The sequence below is a fragment of the Crystallibacter permensis genome (genome assembly GCF_025960875.1).
GTDB lineage: Bacteria > Actinomycetota > Actinomycetes > Actinomycetales > Micrococcaceae > Crystallibacter > Crystallibacter permensis.
Map to the genome: position 1 here is coordinate 23560 of NZ_JAODLR010000029.1, position 17664 is coordinate 41223.

Annotated in this window: 10 protein-coding genes; 4 read left to right on the forward strand and 6 right to left on the reverse strand. The window is 62.2% G+C overall.

Annotated elements, in window-relative coordinates:
• Positions 1–5 precede the first annotated feature (5 nt).
• On the reverse strand, positions 6–767 hold the full coding sequence (locus B0G38_RS21285) for an IclR family transcriptional regulator (RefSeq protein ID WP_264671310.1): 762 nt from the start codon (positions 765–767) through the stop codon (positions 6–8).
• A gap of 34 nt (positions 768–801) precedes the next feature.
• Between B0G38_RS21285 and B0G38_RS21290 the strand changes: the two genes are divergently transcribed.
• The 4 genes from B0G38_RS21290 to B0G38_RS23380 all read left to right on the forward strand — a co-directional run bounded on the left by B0G38_RS21290 (position 802) and on the right by B0G38_RS23380 (position 4732).
• Positions 802–1740, forward strand: a complete 939-nt coding sequence (locus tag B0G38_RS21290; RefSeq protein WP_264671311.1) for an alpha/beta hydrolase — start codon at positions 802–804, stop codon at positions 1738–1740.
• Positions 1741–1907: 167 nt separating this feature from the next.
• Positions 1908–2888, forward strand: a complete 981-nt coding sequence (locus B0G38_RS21295; RefSeq protein WP_264671312.1) for an ABC transporter substrate-binding protein — start codon at positions 1908–1910, stop codon at positions 2886–2888.
• Positions 2889–3013: 125 nt separating this feature from the next.
• Positions 3014–4252 (forward strand): FAD-dependent monooxygenase, encoded by a 1239-nt coding sequence (locus B0G38_RS21300; RefSeq protein WP_264671313.1) that lies wholly within the window; start codon positions 3014–3016, stop codon positions 4250–4252.
• A 30-nt stretch (positions 4253–4282) separates the two neighbouring features.
• Positions 4283–4732 carry a VOC family protein gene (locus tag B0G38_RS23380; protein WP_413542102.1) on the forward strand — a complete coding sequence of 150 codons (450 nt, stop codon included), beginning with the start codon at positions 4283–4285 and terminating at the stop codon, positions 4730–4732.
• A 12-nt stretch (positions 4733–4744) separates the two neighbouring features.
• On the opposite strand, the gene B0G38_RS21305 is transcribed toward B0G38_RS23380, so the two are convergent.
• The 5 genes from B0G38_RS21305 to B0G38_RS21325 all read right to left on the reverse strand — a co-directional run bounded on the left by B0G38_RS21305 (position 4745) and on the right by B0G38_RS21325 (position 17201).
• The gene (locus tag B0G38_RS21305) at positions 4745–5845 is read right to left on the reverse strand and encodes a DNA cytosine methyltransferase (RefSeq protein ID WP_264671314.1); all 1101 of its coding nucleotides are present in this window, start codon (positions 5843–5845) and stop codon (positions 4745–4747) included.
• A 119-nt stretch (positions 5846–5964) separates the two neighbouring features.
• Positions 5965–7779 carry a DUF1998 domain-containing protein gene (locus B0G38_RS21310; RefSeq protein ID WP_264671315.1) on the reverse strand — a complete coding sequence of 605 codons (1815 nt, stop codon included), beginning with the start codon at positions 7777–7779 and terminating at the stop codon, positions 5965–5967.
• A gap of 1 nt (position 7780) precedes the next feature.
• Positions 7781–10957 carry a helicase-related protein gene (locus B0G38_RS21315; RefSeq protein ID WP_264671316.1) on the reverse strand — a complete coding sequence of 1059 codons (3177 nt, stop codon included), beginning with the start codon at positions 10955–10957 and terminating at the stop codon, positions 7781–7783.
• Positions 10954–12465, reverse strand: a complete 1512-nt coding sequence (locus B0G38_RS21320; protein ID WP_264671317.1) for an NERD domain-containing protein — start codon at positions 12463–12465, stop codon at positions 10954–10956. Before B0G38_RS21320 ends, B0G38_RS21315 begins: the two co-directional genes overlap by 4 nt.
• Positions 12462–17201, reverse strand: a complete 4740-nt coding sequence (locus B0G38_RS21325) for a sacsin N-terminal ATP-binding-like domain-containing protein (protein WP_264671318.1) — start codon at positions 17199–17201, stop codon at positions 12462–12464. The genes B0G38_RS21320 and B0G38_RS21325 overlap by 4 nt, the downstream gene beginning before the upstream one ends.
• Between the last annotated feature and the right edge of the window lie 463 nt (positions 17202–17664).

The following is a 17664-nucleotide window of genomic DNA, read 5'->3' on the forward strand; positions in this document are numbered from 1 at the left end:
GCCGGCTAGTGGTGGGACGGGGACCAGCCCAAGGCCCGGGAGATTCCGGCGGCCGCTATCTGCACGGCAGGCAGTGCCATCCTGGGCGTCTTGCCGTCGTTGGGCAGCAGCACGGAGAGCGCTGCAATGACCTCACCCTCGGCGTCGCGGACCGGCATGGCGATTCCGGAGACGCCTTCGTCGATCCAGCCATCCATCCGCGCGTAGCCTTGGCGCCGGATTTCCGCGAAGATCCTGCGGAAATCGGCGGTAGTGGACGGCGTGAATCGGGTGTATTGCGGTACATCGGCGGCGAGGATGGCTTCCTGCAGGTCACGGCTTCCGAAAGCGGCCATGACCAGGCCGGGGGAGGCGACCACAGCCGGCAGCCGGCCGGCAATCCTGGTGATGTTGACGACGGCGTCCGGAGCGGACAGACGTTCAATGTAGAGGATGTCCGTACCGTCCATGACGGAGAGCTGGGTGTGCTGGCGGATGGCGTCCTGCAGGTCCTCCATGAAGGGCAGTGCGGTATTTCGCAAGCTCAGTGTCCTGGACTCGCGCGAGGCCAGCTCCCACAACCGCACTCCGGTCTGGACGCCGCCGTCGGACTTGTCCAGGAAGCCCACGTCGATCAGCTCGTTGACCAGACGATAGGTGCTGGCTGCGGGCAGCCCGGTCCGCCGGACAATCTCGGCAGGCGTCAGCGTGGACTTGCCTTTGTCGAACGATTCAAGGACCTTCACGATCCGGCTCAGCCCGGTTTCGCCCGGTGTGGTTCTCTTCACAACATCATGGTGGCACACAGGAGGAAGACCGAAGATGGATAGCAAACTGCAGGCCCTGCTGGCCTCGATGCTGGAAGCAGGCCGTAGGCCCGTCAGCGAAGGAACACCGGAGCAAGCACGTGCCCAGCTGGCCGCACGGAAGCAGGTTCCGGGCCGTGAGCTTCACCGGATTTACGACGACGCCGTTCCAACCTCTGGCAGGACAGTCCGTGTCCGCGTCTACCTCTCCGAGCCTGATGCGGCCGGCACTCTTGTCTATTTCCACGGCGGCGGTTGGGTGATGGGCACGGTGGACAGCTTCGACAATGTGGCCCGCGAACTCGCCTACTACAGCGGAGCCCGCGTGATCAGCGTGGACTACAGCCTGGCCCCGGAGAACCCCTACCCGGCGGCCCTGCACGAGGCCATCGATGCCATCGAGTGGGCCGCGGATCAGTTCCCCGATGAACCGCTCGCCGTGGCTGGAGACAGCGCCGGCGGAAATCTGGCCACAGTCGCAGCGCGGAAGATTCAGGAGCGCAACACCGTGGGCATCTGCGTCCAGTTGCTGATGTATCCGGTGACGGACAGCGACGCCAACCGGGCGTCCTACCTAGAGGAGCCGCCCGTTCCCACCTTGTTGTCGGGGGCGGAGATGAACTGGTACTGGGACCACTACGTGCCGGATGTGGCGGCACGGCAGGCGGCGGGGGTCTCCCCGTTGCGCGCCGAGTCTCTGGCCGGAATGCCTCCCACCGTCATGATCCTGGCCGGCCACGATCCGCTCCGGGATGAGGGCCTGGCCTATGCCCGAAGGCTGGAGGAGCACGGTGTGTCCGTCGAGCTGACCATGTTCGAAGGCATGTGCCACGGTTTTGTGGGGCTGGCAGGAGTGATTGAGCAAGCAGGGGAGGCCTTGCGGTTGGGCGGTGCGTCCGTTCGGAAGCACGTCTTCAAAGCCGCCGGTATCCCGCAAACGCCGATCGTGACCTGAGCCACAGAATAGATTCCCGGTCACCGGGAATCGGGGTACGGGATGGAGGCGTGAGCACCCACGCTGGTAGAAGTTCCGCAGAACAGCAAAGTCCGGCCCTCGTGGCCATCAGTTGGGGCCGCAGATGCATAGTGGCATCCGCGGGTAAGAACAAACTTGGAGGAAACATGAGCTTTAAGGCTCTGAAGAAGTGGGCGGGCGTCGGCATGGCGGCCGCATTGGTTGCCGGTCTTGCTGCCTGCGGCTCGGACAGCGAAACCGGCACGCCCGCCGCGGGCACTGGCGACGGACCGGAACAGGCTACCATCGTCGTCGGCACCCAGACCTTCGCCGAGCTGGCCCCTCTGCACATGGCCATCGAGCAGGGAATCTTCGAAGACCACGGCCTGACCGTGGAACTCGCAGACTCCACCGGTGGCGGTGCCGGCCTGATCCCGGGCATGGTGGCCGGTGATATCGACGTGGTGTACAGCAACTATGTCTCCTTGATGCAAGGTGCCGACAAGGGACTGCCGCTGCAGGTCATCCGCGAGAATGACCGTCCCGGTGTGCAGGCTCTGTACGTGATACCGGAGAGCGGGATCAAGGAGCCCGAGGACCTGGCCGGCAAGACCATCGCGGTCAACGGCCTGGGCAACATCATGGAGCTGACCTCCCGTGCGGTGCTTGAATCCCACGGCGTCACGGACGCCAAGTTTGTGGAAATCCCGCCGCCCAACATGGAAGCTGCGCTGGCACAGGGCCAAGTGGACGCTGCCTGGCTGGTTGAGCCCTTCGTGACCATCGCTACCGGTACGATTGGGGCCACGCCCGTGGTCAGCGCTTTTGAAGGACCTACCGAGAACGTCCCGGTGGCCGGCTGGGCCGTGCGGACAGACTTCGCCGAGCAGAACCCGAAGACCGTTTCCGCCTTTGTGGCCGCGATGGACGAGGCCATGGCCATCGCCGTGGAGGACGAGCAGGCCGTCAAGGACTCCCTGCTGACCTTCACCGAGATTCCCGAAGAAGTGGTGGCCAAGCTGAATCCCATCTCCTTCGCCGAGAAGTCAGATTTCAGCAAGCTCGCGGATCTGAACGAGATCATGCTGGACCAAGGGCTCATAGAGAAGCCAGTGGACCTTGAGGAGTTCGTCGCCGAGGTCCAGTAGCCTCCTGACAACGAGTAAGGGTGCGTTGCCGCCGCGAAGGTGGCGGCGCACCCTTCTCTCATGGGACCAATGACATTAGGAACAGGGATGCCGGAAACGGCCCATCAGCCCGAGGACGTGCATCTATGAATCTGTCACCTCAGCACGGTAGTACGCCAAGCGGACCGCGCATCGCCGTACTTGGCGGCGGCATCGGCGGGCTCGCAGCCGCAGCTTTCCTGCATCGGGCAGGATTGCGCGCCACTGTGTTCGAGCAGGCTACGGCCCTCGGCGAAGTGGGCGCCGGACTGGTTATCTCGCCCAACGCAGTGCGCCTGATCCGCAGGCTCGGCCACCTCGACTCCTTATTGGAGAACGCGGTCCCGCTGGAGGTCGGCTGGGAGTTCCGCCGCTGGGAAAACGGCGAAGTCCTCTCGGCTGAGCAGCTCACCGGACGATGCGAGGAACTTTATGGCGAACGCACCTACGTGGCACACCGGGCAGACCTCCTCGGAGCTCTTACATCGGCGCTACCCGAGGAGTGGCTTTGTCTGGGCAAACGCTGCATTGAAGTCACGCAGCATTCGGATGGTGCGGAGCTGAAGTTTGACGATGGCACTGCCTGCAATGCCGATGTTGTTATTGGCGCAGACGGCGTGCATTCAGTCGTCCGTGGCGCAATTGCCCAAGCCGAACCACCCGAGTACTCCGGCATGTGCGCGTACCGTGCGATCGTGCCGGCTGAGGCCGCCCCCGAGTTTGCCCGCCTCCCCGCACAGACGCTGTGGATCGGACCGGACCATCATCTGGTGCACTACCCGATCTCAGGCGGCAAAGCCGTCAACCTCGTTGCCTTTGCCCCGGCAGGTGACTTTACCGAGGAATCATGGAGTACAAAGGCGACCACCAAAGAGTTCCTCGCTGAGTTCACCGGCTGGGATCCACGGCTGACGGACCTCATCAGCGCCGCCGGGATACCCGGGCGATGGGCTTTGCTGGACCGCGCACCGTTGAAGCAGTGGTCGCACGGCCGGATCACGCTGCTCGGCGATGCGGCCCATCCGATGTTCCCGTTCTTCGCCCAAGGTGCCGCCCAAGCCATTGAGGATGCCGCTGTTCTGGCCCAATGCCTGGCAGCGGATCCAGATAACCCGGAAATTGCGCTGAAGGCCTACGAACAACTGCGCATCGAACAGACCACCAAGATCCAACAACTCAGCCACGCCCGCAAGGACATCAACCACCTGCCGGACGGCCCTGCCCAGCAAGAACGCGACGCCGCCCTGGCTCAGGGCGATCCACTGGTCAAGAATGGCTGGCTTTACGGCTACGACGCCGAACTACGGGCCAAGGAAGAACATGTCCCGGGTCCGGAGCCGGACTAACAAGCAGCGCAGGCCTGCCAGTTTCTCGTCATGACAGAACGCGTAGGACAACTCACATCAATCTTGCTCGACTGCCCGGATACCGATCAACTGGCGACCTTCTACTGCCGGCTCCTGGGCAGAGGAAGCATTCGCCACTCCGGACCGCGGCGTCGTCGCCCTCTCAGGAGCGGGCCCCATACTCACGTTGATGCACGTCGCAGTTATGTTCCACCTTCCTGGCCGGAAGTTCCGCAGCACCAGCACATCCATCTGGACGTTGCGGTCAGCGAGTTGGAGCCCGCCGTCGCCAGTGCTCTGGCCTTGGGTGCCACGGAGGCGGAGCACCAGCCCGCTCCGGACAGTGGCGGGTGCTGGCCGATCCCGATGGACACCCCTTCTGCCTCACCGTCGTCCGCCCTGGCTGAGTTTTGGCGCCCACAAAACCACCACCGCGATCCAGCCGTAGCACCTCACACCAGCCGTGCAAGCTCCTTTTAATCTACGACGGTTCTACGCCACCTTGAGTATTTCCCGGGCTACCGCCTCGCCAAGCCATCTGGGTACGGCATTACCGATTTGCTTGGCAATCGACGTCTTTGACCCAACCCAAAGGTGCTCGTCAGTGAAACCTTGGAGGCGGGCAGCCTCCAGGTGCGTGATCGCGCGTGGAGCGATCGGGTGTAGATACCGCCCCTTCTCAGGTTTGAAGAATTCGGTTCTGATCGTGACGGACGGCTTGTCCCAATAGAGACGTCCCATGACGTCGCCAGCCCCAGAGTGGTGTCCGATCCAGCACCGGGCCTGCAGGCTTTCGGGAAGGTCCCGTCGGCTTCCGCCCGGGGGGATCGCATCGAAACGTGCGAGTGAGATGGGAGCGTATCGTCGACCGAGGTGTAGCTCCGTGGTCCGGAAGGGGCCTCTGGCTTCTCTGCCGGTGCTGGTTGACGCCCGTGCGGGCAAGTCGATTCCGGCGACCTCTGCGGGTATCCCCTGGAATGCGCTCCGAACCGAGGCATGTTTGCCTGCATGAGTCGGGGCCGGGAACTTCGGAGCTTCGACGTCACGGCGCCAGCCCAGGACGATCGCGCGCTTTCGGGCTTGGGGTGCCCCGTAGTCCGCGGCGTTGAGAATTCTCCACTCGAAATCGAAGTCCTCGAGGTCCCCGCCGGGGCGCGTCGAAGCGGTCAGATCCACGAGCTGCTGTGATTTGGCGAAGGCAGGGACGTTCTCCAGTACGAAGTACTTCGGCCTTGAGAGCTTCAAGACGTGGGCGTATTCGCGCCACAGGAAGTTTCGTTCGTCATTGGCATCCCGTTTCCCCAGGAGGGAGAAGCCCTGACACGGCGGTCCGCCGACGACGACGTCGACCTCTGGGACTGTCTCCTCGAGCGGCCAATCAGTGACGGATCCTGCGTACACCTTGTTTCCAAATGTTGTTGCAAAGGTGGCCGCGGCGTCTTTGTCTAACTCGACCGCGCGTGTGGTCACGAATCGTTCAGAGGCGCTGTAGAAACCATTCGTCAGCCCGCCCGCACCTGCGAAGAGGTCAACCATGGTGATCGAATCCGTTGTCGCTTTTCGGTCGTAGGGGGCCGCAAGAGTCTTTTCCATTGTCAGTTGATCTTAGCTGGCGTTGGATCAAGCGGGTCCGAGGCGCGGCGCACGAGAATGCCGCGCGTGGTGAGATCCGCATGCTGCTGGGTCAGCGCTCCTCAGTCGCGTCGGAGTCGTCACGGTGTAGAGGAAGCCATGACCCTGAGGTCGTCCAGTATCTGCTGGAGAAGCCCGCGCTCCACGTCCATACCGCCGAACAGCAGTTGCCGGTCGAGCAGGACGTTGCGGTTCTCACACGACGTCTCGCTGATTAGGGAACACCCATGACACGCGGAGAGGTTCAGGTTCGATGCTCCTTGATGGTCGGATTCAATACAGACCGGGTCATTGGAGCAGACCTCCGCATCGCTGATCGCGGCCAGGAGTAGTGGCAGAAGCTTGTCCTCGGCGCCGAGTCTTACGAGGCCGCCGAGAGTGCCCTGCGCGTCCCCTGCTGCGGTGTAGATCAGAATCCCAGCCATCGGCTCCCCGCGTTGTGTCGAGGCATAGATTCTCTCTTGGAGCGCGGCGGAGGCGTAACCGCTGGCGTACGCCAACCGCCGGATCAGCAGATGAGCCAATGTATGGAGGGCGATGAACCGCGGTTCCGGATGGTCCAGGCGGTCAGTGAGGCCCTCGGCGCCCAGCCGCTGCATCAGAGTCTGAGCCCGGTGTTGAACATCGGGGCGCGATTCCCATTGACGGACACGGTCTTCATCAAGACGCAGGAAGATTCCCTCGCCGAAGAGTTCCAGGGCGGGATAAATGCGGCGGGTGCGACCTGGTTCCCCTGGGTCCGCCGCAATCATCCGGGCGTCCTGCCCATGGCGACGGAATCCTTGGAGTGAGCGCACCAGACGAAGGCGTCTGACCTGGCCGACGTGGGTGAACACCTCGAACACGGATGTCGGCACGTTTGGGGTCGTAGGGATTCGCCGCCCGTCGACAATGAACCCGCTAGTCTCCTCATCGCGGCCGTTCTCGAGTTTCTCCTCAAAGGCCAGCCATTCACCGTCTTTCAGGCCCAGGACCGGACGTTCGTCCTCGTCGGACGTCCTGGCCGCCTCATCGACCATGTGCTCCGGGACGTCCAGGTCTTGGGCGATCTTCGTCCGGAGCATTTCCGCAAGGGGGCCCCCGTTGTCCTGGACGAGCAGGCCGAAGGCATCGTGGGTGCGAATCCGCTCGAGGTCTCTCTCGGCACTGGCCTGGCCCTCCGGGATGTCGATGGCGGCAACGATCTCGGGGAGATAATTGCTTGTGGCACCCCGCTGTTTGGCTACCAGAGGATGCTCGCATTCGGATATGGCGCTACCTCGCCACGGTTGCCTCCCGAGGCACCGAAACCCGTCCGCCGCCAGCGCCTTCTTTCCAACCAGCTGCGCCAGGCTTCGCTCCTGCCGGCACGCCATGCAGCGGACGAACATGGACCCTAGTCCCTCACCCCTGTCCGACCGCCTGACGAACTTGAGCTGGTCGTCGGCCCTGCAAAGTCGCTGCTCTTCCGATAGATCCTCATCCCGGCGTCGGTGCACCCACAGGTGCCAAGGGACGTCCTGGAGATGGCTGCCCCCCTGGCACGCAGCCACGTACCGCATCGGGATCAAGGCGCCGCCACAGGGGCACTCGTTGGCGAATTTGCCTTTCTTCACCACGGTCTTTCGGGTCATCCGTTCACATCGTTCGCAGAACCGCCATTCCGGGAATCGCGAGTATTCAAGCGACCGAACGTCCGCTTCCAGGGGGCCCGAGAACGTGGGGGAAGCGAGCAGCCGTCCGCCACCGAGCTTGGACGACAGCCGATCGCAAAAAATCTCCTCGGCATGTTTCGTATTCCATCTCGTCATATCTGGTGCCATCAGCGACGCTCCGCTGACGTCGGTGATCGCCCCTGGGCCGAAAGGCGAGACCGTCTCCGACTGCCGCAGGCTGTACTTGACCTTCTTGGTCACGTCACTTTCCCCTCTCGTAGGGTTCCTGGACTTCGATCGCCACACTGGGTTCCACCGTTCGCATGGAGTCCGCGACGAGCCATCCATCGAATAGGTCGTCGAATCGACGCAGGAGGACATTTCGGTCCGTGGACGATTTTTTCTCGTATTTCAGCGGAGCCCTAGCGCCCGACATCTGCGCTTTGTCATGCCATTCGGCCAAGTACTCGTCCACTTGGCGCCGCGTAGCGGCTTGTTCGGCGGTGTCGGCACGTTCGACCCGGCTGAGAAGTTGGTCCACGAGGCCGTTGACGGCCCGGCTGATCTGTGCGTCCGCCCGGTCATATCGGCCCGCATCGTTGTTCCCGCTGAACGGTGAGAGTCCTTGTCGTACGAGCATCACCAGGGCGCCAGCCAATGAACGTTTCCTCGAGGAATGCGACCAGGGAGTGACACTGGTCGGCTCGACATTCCGATAGAGCGACTGGTGGAAGGCCCGGAATGACTCATATTGGGATCTATCGCGGGCCCGGTTCGAGCGGAACAGGGTGACGACGACACCGGGGACTTCTCCACGTCCGACTCGGCTGGTCGCCTGGATGTATTCGGAGGTGGTTTTTGGCTGACCCACCATCAGCATGAGGGCGAGACGAGACACGTCGATGCCCACCGACAGCATGTTCGAGGACAGCACGATATCGATCGCCTCGTCGCTCTGGTCAAGACGGGTCTCCATCCGCTGGAGGTCACCCCGCAGCTCGTTGGACTGCCTCCGGCTCGTCAGTTCGATGAGGCGACCGCCTTCGAGGCGACGAGGTGGCCACCCCATCCGGACTGCCCTCACCGCCAAGCGAGCATCGATGTCGTCTGCGATCAACGTCTCGCTCCGGCCCAGCTCCCGCAGGCTGTTGTGATAGAACACCGAGGTCCAATAGTCGTCTGAAACCGCTTCCGTAACCCCCCGGTCCACCAAGACATGGGGAAGTTCAAGTAGCGGTGTCGCGGCCGCTATCAATGCGGTCGTTTGTGGCAACGACTGGGGCATAAGGCCGACGTAGAGACGTCCCTCACCGGAAGGGACGGGTTGTGAGAAGAAGCTGCGGTCCTCGTCGAGTCCTGCGGGCGGATAGAGAGCTACAGGTCGTCCGTACAGGCCTCGAATCTGCTCTTCCGAGGCCCTGATCGTCGCGGTCGAGGCGACGGTCTTGGGATGCGTCCCCTGCCGAGATAGCAGGATCTGCAGGACTGCCTCGAACACCGCGACCGTCGTCCCCAACGGTCCAGACAACAGATGGAGCTCGTCTTGGATTAACAGCGAGGGCTGTAGAGTCGTCCCGCGGAGGCCCAGCATTGATCCGGCCTCGGGCAAGAACTGGAGACGGGCGAACTTGTCGACAGTGCCCAGCAGGAAGGTCGGCGGATTCTCATACAGGTCGTCATCGACGACGCTGAGTGGGATGGCGTCGTGGAACGTGCAGTCAGCCCGGGGGCAGTAGACCACCACCCGACCGGATTCCTCTCGAAAACCATAACGCGACCGGTCGCCGGTCCACTCCTTCGGAACGAGTTCGGTCCGACACCAGGGACAGTCGGTGACTTGGAAATGGTTTGCCTCTTGGGGATGCTTGGCCTCGAAGAGTCTCTGTAGTGCTTCGACCGCGTCCTTGCTGTTGCCTGGAGTGACCTCGTTGCCGACCCACAGACCGATGGTGAACGGCAGCATCTTGGCTGCGCTGGCATCGGTGCGGCGGAGCGTCTCCATTGCACAGATCAGCGCGGCCGAACGCTGGAACTGTTGGGAGGTGAGGAGGCGCAGCGTATACCGGGTGATGACCGCCGTCCCGCCTCCCTTCTGTCCGTGCTCCAGCCGACGGCGGAACATCTCCACTGCTGCAAGTCCCAGATATGCCTCGGTCTTCCCGCCTCCCGTGGGGAACCAGATGAGATCCACCAGCTCCCGCTCCGGGTGCTGCGCATCGACCGTCGACGACAGCGAGACCAGGAGGAAACCCAACTGGAACGGCCGCCAGGAGGGCTCTTTCAAGTCCGCCGTGGTTTTCGCGGCAGTCGCCTGGCGCATCTGGAGTCGCATGGCCTTCATCGCCAGGGCGAAGGACGAACGCAAGGTGCCCTGCCTTGGGTCGGCGAGCAGGTCGATTGTCGCACCCATCCGCTCGGCCGCGATGCGCGCACGAGCGACGATGCGTTCGGCCGGTTCACGGTGAGTGTCGAGCTCCTGAACCTTGACTGTTTCTGTCTGGACCCAATCCGCGAAGGCGTCTGCGAATGCGCGGAGCTTGGCGGCCACGCCTTCAGGATCCTCCACGATCCGGGCCAGTTCGTCCAAGCGCAGCGCTTGCCCTTGCGGAAGGTCTTCCGGCATGGTGGTTCCTTCGACTGCGGGCACCACATGGGCCGGGACGGCCTCAAGGCGGGCACTGACACATCGGTCACCATCCATGGTCCAGTTCGCTGCCAGACCGTGGCCGACGGCAAAAGTCTTCCGTTTCCTGAATCTAAGCCGGAGCTCGGCCGCCTCGGGGTCGGTGTCTAGGACCTTGTCAAGATCGTATTCAAGAATTCGACCTCCCGCCGGCGTGACATCCAGACCGACCTGGAACATTGTCCGCTGTGCGTCCTGCAGTTTGGCCTCGGGAGTGGCGTCGTCGTCGCGCCCGATCGGCGAAATCTCCAGGTTGCGCAGGTGGACTGTTACCAGCCAGTTGTCGCCGTACGGTCGCCATCGCGAGCCGATTTGGAACAGGACGTCACCGGCTCGACGCCCTTGGGGTTGCTCGCCGGTCCTGGTAACGCTGATGCCTTCGAACAGGTGTGGTGTCCGTCGCCATTCGGGGACGTCACCATTCTCGAAGTGTTCATAGGTGCCGAACATAAGGTCGACCTCGAGCTCCTCCGCATCCGTCACGAAGGAGATCCCCGTCGACGACGGCCGCCAAGCTTCGGCCAAGGAATCGCTTTCGGCCGGTTCCTCGATATCCCCGAGGACCGTATCCGCCATGACAGTTACTTCGCCGGTCGAGCCAGCCGATTGACTGGCTTCCCGGGGGAACAGCATGCCGACGACGTACTGGTAGACGGGGTTGTTCTTGACGATGACCTCGTGCTCACCTCCCTCGGGACCCGCGTAGGTGGCCCGGAGATGCTCGAGGGCGGCCTGCTGTGGCGGAGACAGGTTCATACGGCCATCACTTTCATGAGGAGCTCTTTGAGCTTCGCCTCTTCGTTTACGGACAGCAGGATGGAAAGGGAGACCCTCGCTCGAGTCAAGGCGACGTAGACGGACGCGATGGCCTCATCGGTGAAGTCACTCGGCCAGGCGTATGCCACGACGTGTTCGCGCTCCAGTCCTTTCACCTCTCGCGGTGAGACCAGCCGGAAACCTTCCACCGTTCGGGACTCACCGTTGTTTGTCATGTCGATTAACCAGATCGAATCCCGTGCGGCTCCCTGCTCAACGAGCTCACGTGCCCGGCTGATCGCTGCGCTCAAGTCTCCCGTGGCTCCTCGCTTCCATTCGACCTTCTCGCCGTGGACGGTGCCGGGGTCCCCGATGTCAGCACCGAGATACTGACGCACCACCTGCACGATGGATTCCGTATTTCTGACGTTGTTCGGCAAAGTGAGGACTGTCGCACCGGTTTTGACCAGGTCAAACACCTCGGGGTCGAAGGCGCCCTCGACATGGGTCTGGTTGTTCGGATCCATGAGCATCCGCCATCTCCCGCTCTCGCGGCCACCTTTCACGAGGGCGTCGAGATGGTCCATGTCCTCCACGGTCATCAGGTCCTGGGCCTCGTCAATCACCACGACGTCGTAGGCATCTAAGCCTGTCGTTCCGGTGAACGGTATGACATCCACGGAGTGACCTTCGACGTACTTTTCAACGACGGTCCGCAGTGTCGGCGAACGGAAGGTGAGCAGCGTTGTCTTCCCAAGAGCGGCTTCCTGTTTGGCGAGCTCGGCCGCTACGAGGGTCTTCCCCGTGCCCGCTCCTCCCTTGACGATGATGCGATCGTTCTCAGTGCTGATGGCCAGGATGCGCGCCTGCGCAGCAGTCGCCCGATGCTGCTGCTCGAGCACTCTCCCAGTGCTGCTGTCGATTGACGGCAGGCGGGTGAAATCCTTGTAGAACTGCTTGCGCAGATCCGAGTCCGATGCCCTCCTGCTCGTGCGCGGTGGCTGGGTGACCTCGTTGAGGACTCTCCGCAGAGCGTCCTCCAGGCCCTTCGACGTCATATCCTCACCCGTCAACCAGTGCGTGGTCTTCCACTCCGTCGACCCGGGAATGTCCTTCACGTCCGGAGTGATGACGAGTGCCTCCCATGGGTACCATCCCACGTTCTCGTCCTTCAGGATCTCCTGCAATGCGAAACCGGCGCCCTCAGCTTGCTTCATGGGTGGCTCCGAAAGGCGATGGGACTCTCCTCGACGTGTCACCGTCCACCATTCCCGGTCACGCTGGACGATGCCGCCGCCCTTGACCTCGATGATGAGCACGGCTCCCTTGATCAGGACCAGGAAGTCAATTTCGGCCTGTCTCTTATAGCGGTGCGAGCGGAGTCGAAGGGAATGGAACGCACGCGCGTTGTCCCCGAGGTCGATTTCCGAGAGCAGGGTGGCGACGAGTATTTCGGCAGGACTGTTAGAGGTCCGCCGGATCTCCTCGAGAGTCGGAACCAGGATCATCGTGCCAGCGCCTTCCATTGGTCGACGTAGTCCAAATGACCCAGCAGATGGTTCTCCGCTCCGAAGTTGTCCTCAATATCGACGATGAGACATTCGCGCTTTCCGCCGTTCTTCGGCCCACGCAGTCCGCGTCCGACCATCTGGATGTACGCACTTGGACTGAAGGTGGGGCGGGCGACATACAGGGCTCGGACTCCCGGAGCGTCGAACCCCTGGGTCAGGAGATCGCAGTTCGCGAGCACACGGATTTTGCCCGCTTTGAAGTCTTCAATGATCTTCCGACGTTCGTGCCGTCCCGTCTCCCCGCTGACAGAGGCGGCGGAGATGTCCTTGTAACGGAGCGTCGAGGCGAGCACCTGAGCCGAGAGGACGGAAGGAGTGAAGACGAGAACGGGCCAATCGGGGTCCAACTGCTCAATGTCGTGGACGAGCGTCCGTAGTCGGTTCCGGTCTCGCCCGATGCGTTCGAGCACCTTCGGGTTCACCCGCCGGAACTTCTTCGCGTCATTGATCTCGTCTTGTCCGAGGACCACGTTGATACCCGGCATCTTGCGGTAAGAAACGCGCGCAAGCACTTCTGCCTGCGCAGCCTCTTCGAAGGGTGAGTCTGATTCGAAAGCGCGGATGAGGTATCCCCCGTACCGTCGGATCAAAGCGGTGGTGCCGGAGTCGCCGCCCTTGAAAGGCGTGGCCGATAGACCAACCAATGGTTTCTCGTGGTTACGGCCATCCACACCCAGCCAGCGGAAAAGCCTCGTGTAGACCTCGGAGGAGCCGGACCGGTGGGCCTCGTCGACCACCACAACCGCGCAATCGCGTAGCCATTCGAATTGGGTGGCGCGGGCGGGATCCGACAAGATGGCATTGAGCTGCGCGTCCGTCGCGACGATTACGCTGAAGTCCGTCTCCGGCTCTTCCACCCTGTTGCTTCCCCACAGGCGACCGACGGTGAGGGGGCGTTCATCGAGCAGGCCCCGCCAGACGTAACCCCACGTCTGGACGGCCTGCTCGCACAGCTCCTGGGATTCGGCGATCCAGAGAACGGGCCCGGTCAACAAGTCACGGGAGAAGAGCTCGAGCACGGTCTGGGATGCGACCCGTGTCTTGCCGGCCCCCGTGGGCATTTCGACCATGGCCTTCGTGCGGTGCCCTTCCGCGGACACGGCCAGAATGGCCGATGCCAACTCGTCTCTAACTTTCTTCTGATAGTCGTGGAGGGGCGGGAGATTGACCGCGCCGGGGATTACATCGCTGGAAGGCAAGTTGTCCGCGGGTTGGCTCGCGAAGTCACCATTGAACCCCATCTTCCGCAGCCAGTTCAGCGTCGAGGAATTGCGCGTCCACCGCTCCGGGACATCGCGGTAGCCCAAGTCACGGAAGAGCGGCCGGAGGTTCTTCACGGCGTCGTTGCCATTCACTGTCAGATACAGCTCGGCAACGGAGGTCGTCGCATCTACCAGTCCCTGATCCTCCAAGGTTTCCCAGAGACCCGATGGGAGCTTTTCTTTGAGATCCTCGGGAGTGAAATAGACCTCCAAGCGGTCCGCGTCCGACTCCATGCTCTGTGCCTCACGTCGTAGACCTTCCAGCATGTCGTCATGCCCGGTCTGGAGGATCTCGTCGAGATCCTTGCCGGTGAGTTCCAAAGTGAACGCGTCGGCGATGCACCTGAGTATGGCCGTGTCGTCGAGATCGGACTTCACGTAGAGCGTTTCTCCGTCGCGGTGCCATTGCAGGGGGAGCGGTTCGACGCCTTCCCCAGCCGAGGTGGTGACCCGCTTGACGATCTCCTGTGTCCTTACGAGGTACGCTCCGCGCACACTGTCAAGAAAGTACGTATTTCGAAACCCTGTGAAGACGTCAGTGATCACTTCCCCGTCCTGCTTGCCCCCGATATGAAGTTCGAAGGAATAGACCTCGGAGAAGGACTTGGTGGACGTGATCTCTACAAATTCCTCGGCGCACTCCGCCGGAAGACTCAAGAAGTACTTGCCTTTATCGAGCAGGTATTCCACCTGTTCTTCGTCGACAGCGACGTAGACGGAGCCCACCGGAGCCGATTCCACGGTCCGCCCGATCCGTGCCGGAATCCTCCTGAGCCCCCCTTGATCTGCCAGTGCCCGAGCCGCTGCGGTCAGGAACTCTGTCAGGACGACATCGAGTTCTTTGGTGTTGCTGAAGGCATATCGATCACGTGTGAGGGCTTCACGGAAGAGGTCGGCGGAGACCTCCGAGAGTTCGGATGCGAGACCGAGCTGCTGTTCGAGACGCATCTCGTCGGCGTAGAGGGGAAGCAGCCCCTGATATCGCAGCAGCCGACGCGACACCAGCTGGTCCAAGCGGCGATAGCCCCAGTCCGATTTCAGCAGACCGGCCTGCGCGACGGCCCAGTCGCGGGGGGAGGGGATATCGAACGTCCTGCGGCTGTCCGGGTCTTCGGCTCTCCATGTCCCATCAGGCTGCACAAGTAGACGGGTGGTCCACTGGTTGATGAGCCCCGGGTCCGAGGCCGAGTCCCTCAGCAGGATCAGTGCAGACACCGGGCCTGGTCCTTCCTCGAGGGACAAGTCAATCTGATCGATCACTCTTTCACCCGGCCCCAGGCTGCCGTTCACGTGCTCCTCGATGAACTCCCTATAAGCGGCCTCTCCCACTTCGTCGCTGAGCGCGAAGCGAGAGACAGGCTGGTCGATCACCCCCAGGCTACGTGCGACGGGCAGGACGCAGCGGTCGATGTCCAGGAGGTGTGGAGCGGCAACCGCCGCATCGATCCCCCCGAGATGGAGAACCTGTTGCGGCCAGGACCAGTTTCCGTCGAGGGTGGGGACCTTCATCATCCGGCCCTGCCGTTCGACCGCTTTCACCGCCTGGGCTGGCGGCACTTCTTCGCGGATGATTTTCCATACCGCCTCGTGGTCCTCGGCTACGGACGTGGGGCGGAGACGCGACATCTGCGCTTCCAGGCGCGTTTGGGCGTCAAGTTGTCGGAACCCTCGCCGTTCCAGTGCAACTCGTACTCCAGGGACTTCCAGGAACGTGCTCGAGACAAAGGTCGCGGACTCGACATCAAAACCTTCGACGCTGTCGAGGAAGACGGTTGTCCGGTCGTTCAGCGTGACGAGTCCTTGGTTCGTCGGAATGACCTTGGCGTCCCGTAGCAGCGGAACGCTGTTTTCATGGCGCAGGACGAAGTCCAGTGCATGAGCCGTGTCGGTGTTTGTTCCACCTTCAGCCCACTCGCGAATCCACGATAGGACGCCGCGCTTGGGCATCCTGCTAAGAACACGTTCCTCGAGAGACGGCGACCAATCGGCCGCGACATCGATCCCTGGTGCGGCGAGAATATGTCGCAGGCGGTTGACCCTTGTGGGGGATGTATAGCAGCGCCAGTGAGGTACGTCTCCGCCGGTGTGCTCAGCACGTTGCCAGGATCGATGGTCCTTAGCGTCAACCCTTTCGAAATTGAAATCGAGGGGCTTGAGATTGTCAGGCGTGGTCAGCTTCCCTGCGGCGTTCGGAACCAGTCCGACTGCGGCGGCCCGGATTGGTCCGATAGCTCGGAAGTATCGGTCGGCGGTAGAGAACGCCTCTCGTGGGCGGGATGGAAGGTAGTCGAGGTGCCGTGCAGGGTCGTCCCCTGTCATGAGGCTCGGCATCTTCTCGAGAAAGAGATCCAAGAGCGTGGAAAGGATCTCCCGGTTGTACAAGTTATCGAGCAGGGTCGTGCGATCGTTGTTTAGACTCCATGGTGCATTGAACAATCCGGAGGCAGAAGTCTCGTCTTCGATGGGAAAGTACGCCCAAAAGCGACCCTTGAAGCCAGGGGCGCCAGACGCCGGGATGGCGACGGATACCTTCATTTGGTCTCGTGATACGGCCTCACCGACTTCACGACGCGCGGTGGCGCTGGGCGAGTGCATGGTCTCGGTGACGATCCACTCATTGGCGGCACCGTGAGGGGTCTCAATCGAGAAACGGTCCTGTCCGAGGTCTCGAGACACGTGGGTGTTATCGATCGGTTCGTCGCCGATGATTCGAATTCTGATTCCACGCACAGCCGTGACGAAGAGGAGGAATTCAGTCGAGAAGTCGAGCAGATCCCTCCGGAGCGAGGTCGTGTCGTCGATCTCCGGCAGGCGGACCACCGTTGTAGCCCAGCCCCCCAGTTCGGCCAAGACGGGGTCTGCTTCCATCTCGGCCGTGACGTCGAGGAGGGACGGCGTTCTCAAGACCGGCACTTTGCGGTTGCCGGGCCGGACCGTGCTCACGACCGCCTGAGCTTCGGGTGCGTTGAACTCGAAGGATACTGACCGGCTGAAAATCTGCGGATGGTCGGTGACGGCCAAGACTGATTTGAAGCCGAGGCCGAACCGCCCGATCTCGTCGCCTCTCTTGGCGCTCAGATGGGCGTGAACAACCGCCCGTAGTCCTTCGCGCGAGAACGGCCGACCGCAGTTGGCGACATAGAGCCTGCGGTTGACCTCGTCGAGGACCACTTCGATACGGCCACCGGCCATCATCGACGCTGTCGCTCCCGCCAACGCGTCGGAGGCGTTCTGGACGAGTTCTTGAACGGTCCGGTGGGCGTATCCGCCCACTTTGATGGACTCCTCTTGATTGGCGTGCTCCTCAATGAGGTTGGGGTTCTCCCGATAGGCCGCCAGAGCACTGGAGTTCAGCTGTTGGACATAAGCGATCAGCGATTGATCGGCTTTCCAAGCATCGCGCAATGACACCAGGCCCCCCTTTTTTCTCCATCCAGCTCAGAGCCGGAGGGAACAACCATTCATAGACGTTTACTGGACTCTATTCCGCTAGAGGCGTGTTAAGCCAAGTTTGACTAGTCCGGATGTGCGTGTCTTCAAGCAACCCGAAGCTATGGTATCGGTGGGAGCCGCCGGAGCATCGGAAGAATCACGGGGCGAGGCGGTCAACCATAGGTCGCACCGGCGGAATTGGCACCAGCTCGTTCGGATGGGGGAGGGATGCCGGTCGAGGTCGGTGTGTGCGGGGTGTCGGACGTCCGACACCCCGGGACGTGCACCGACGCTAAAGTACGTTGGTCCTCTTGCTGCGGGCCTCTCAACACCTGGTCTCATTCGAACCGTCTCAACTAGCGACAGACAGTCGAGTTCATGAGACGGCGGTATGGATCCGCGCTGGAGCAAAACGCTGATTTGCGGATCCTAGTTCTCGACG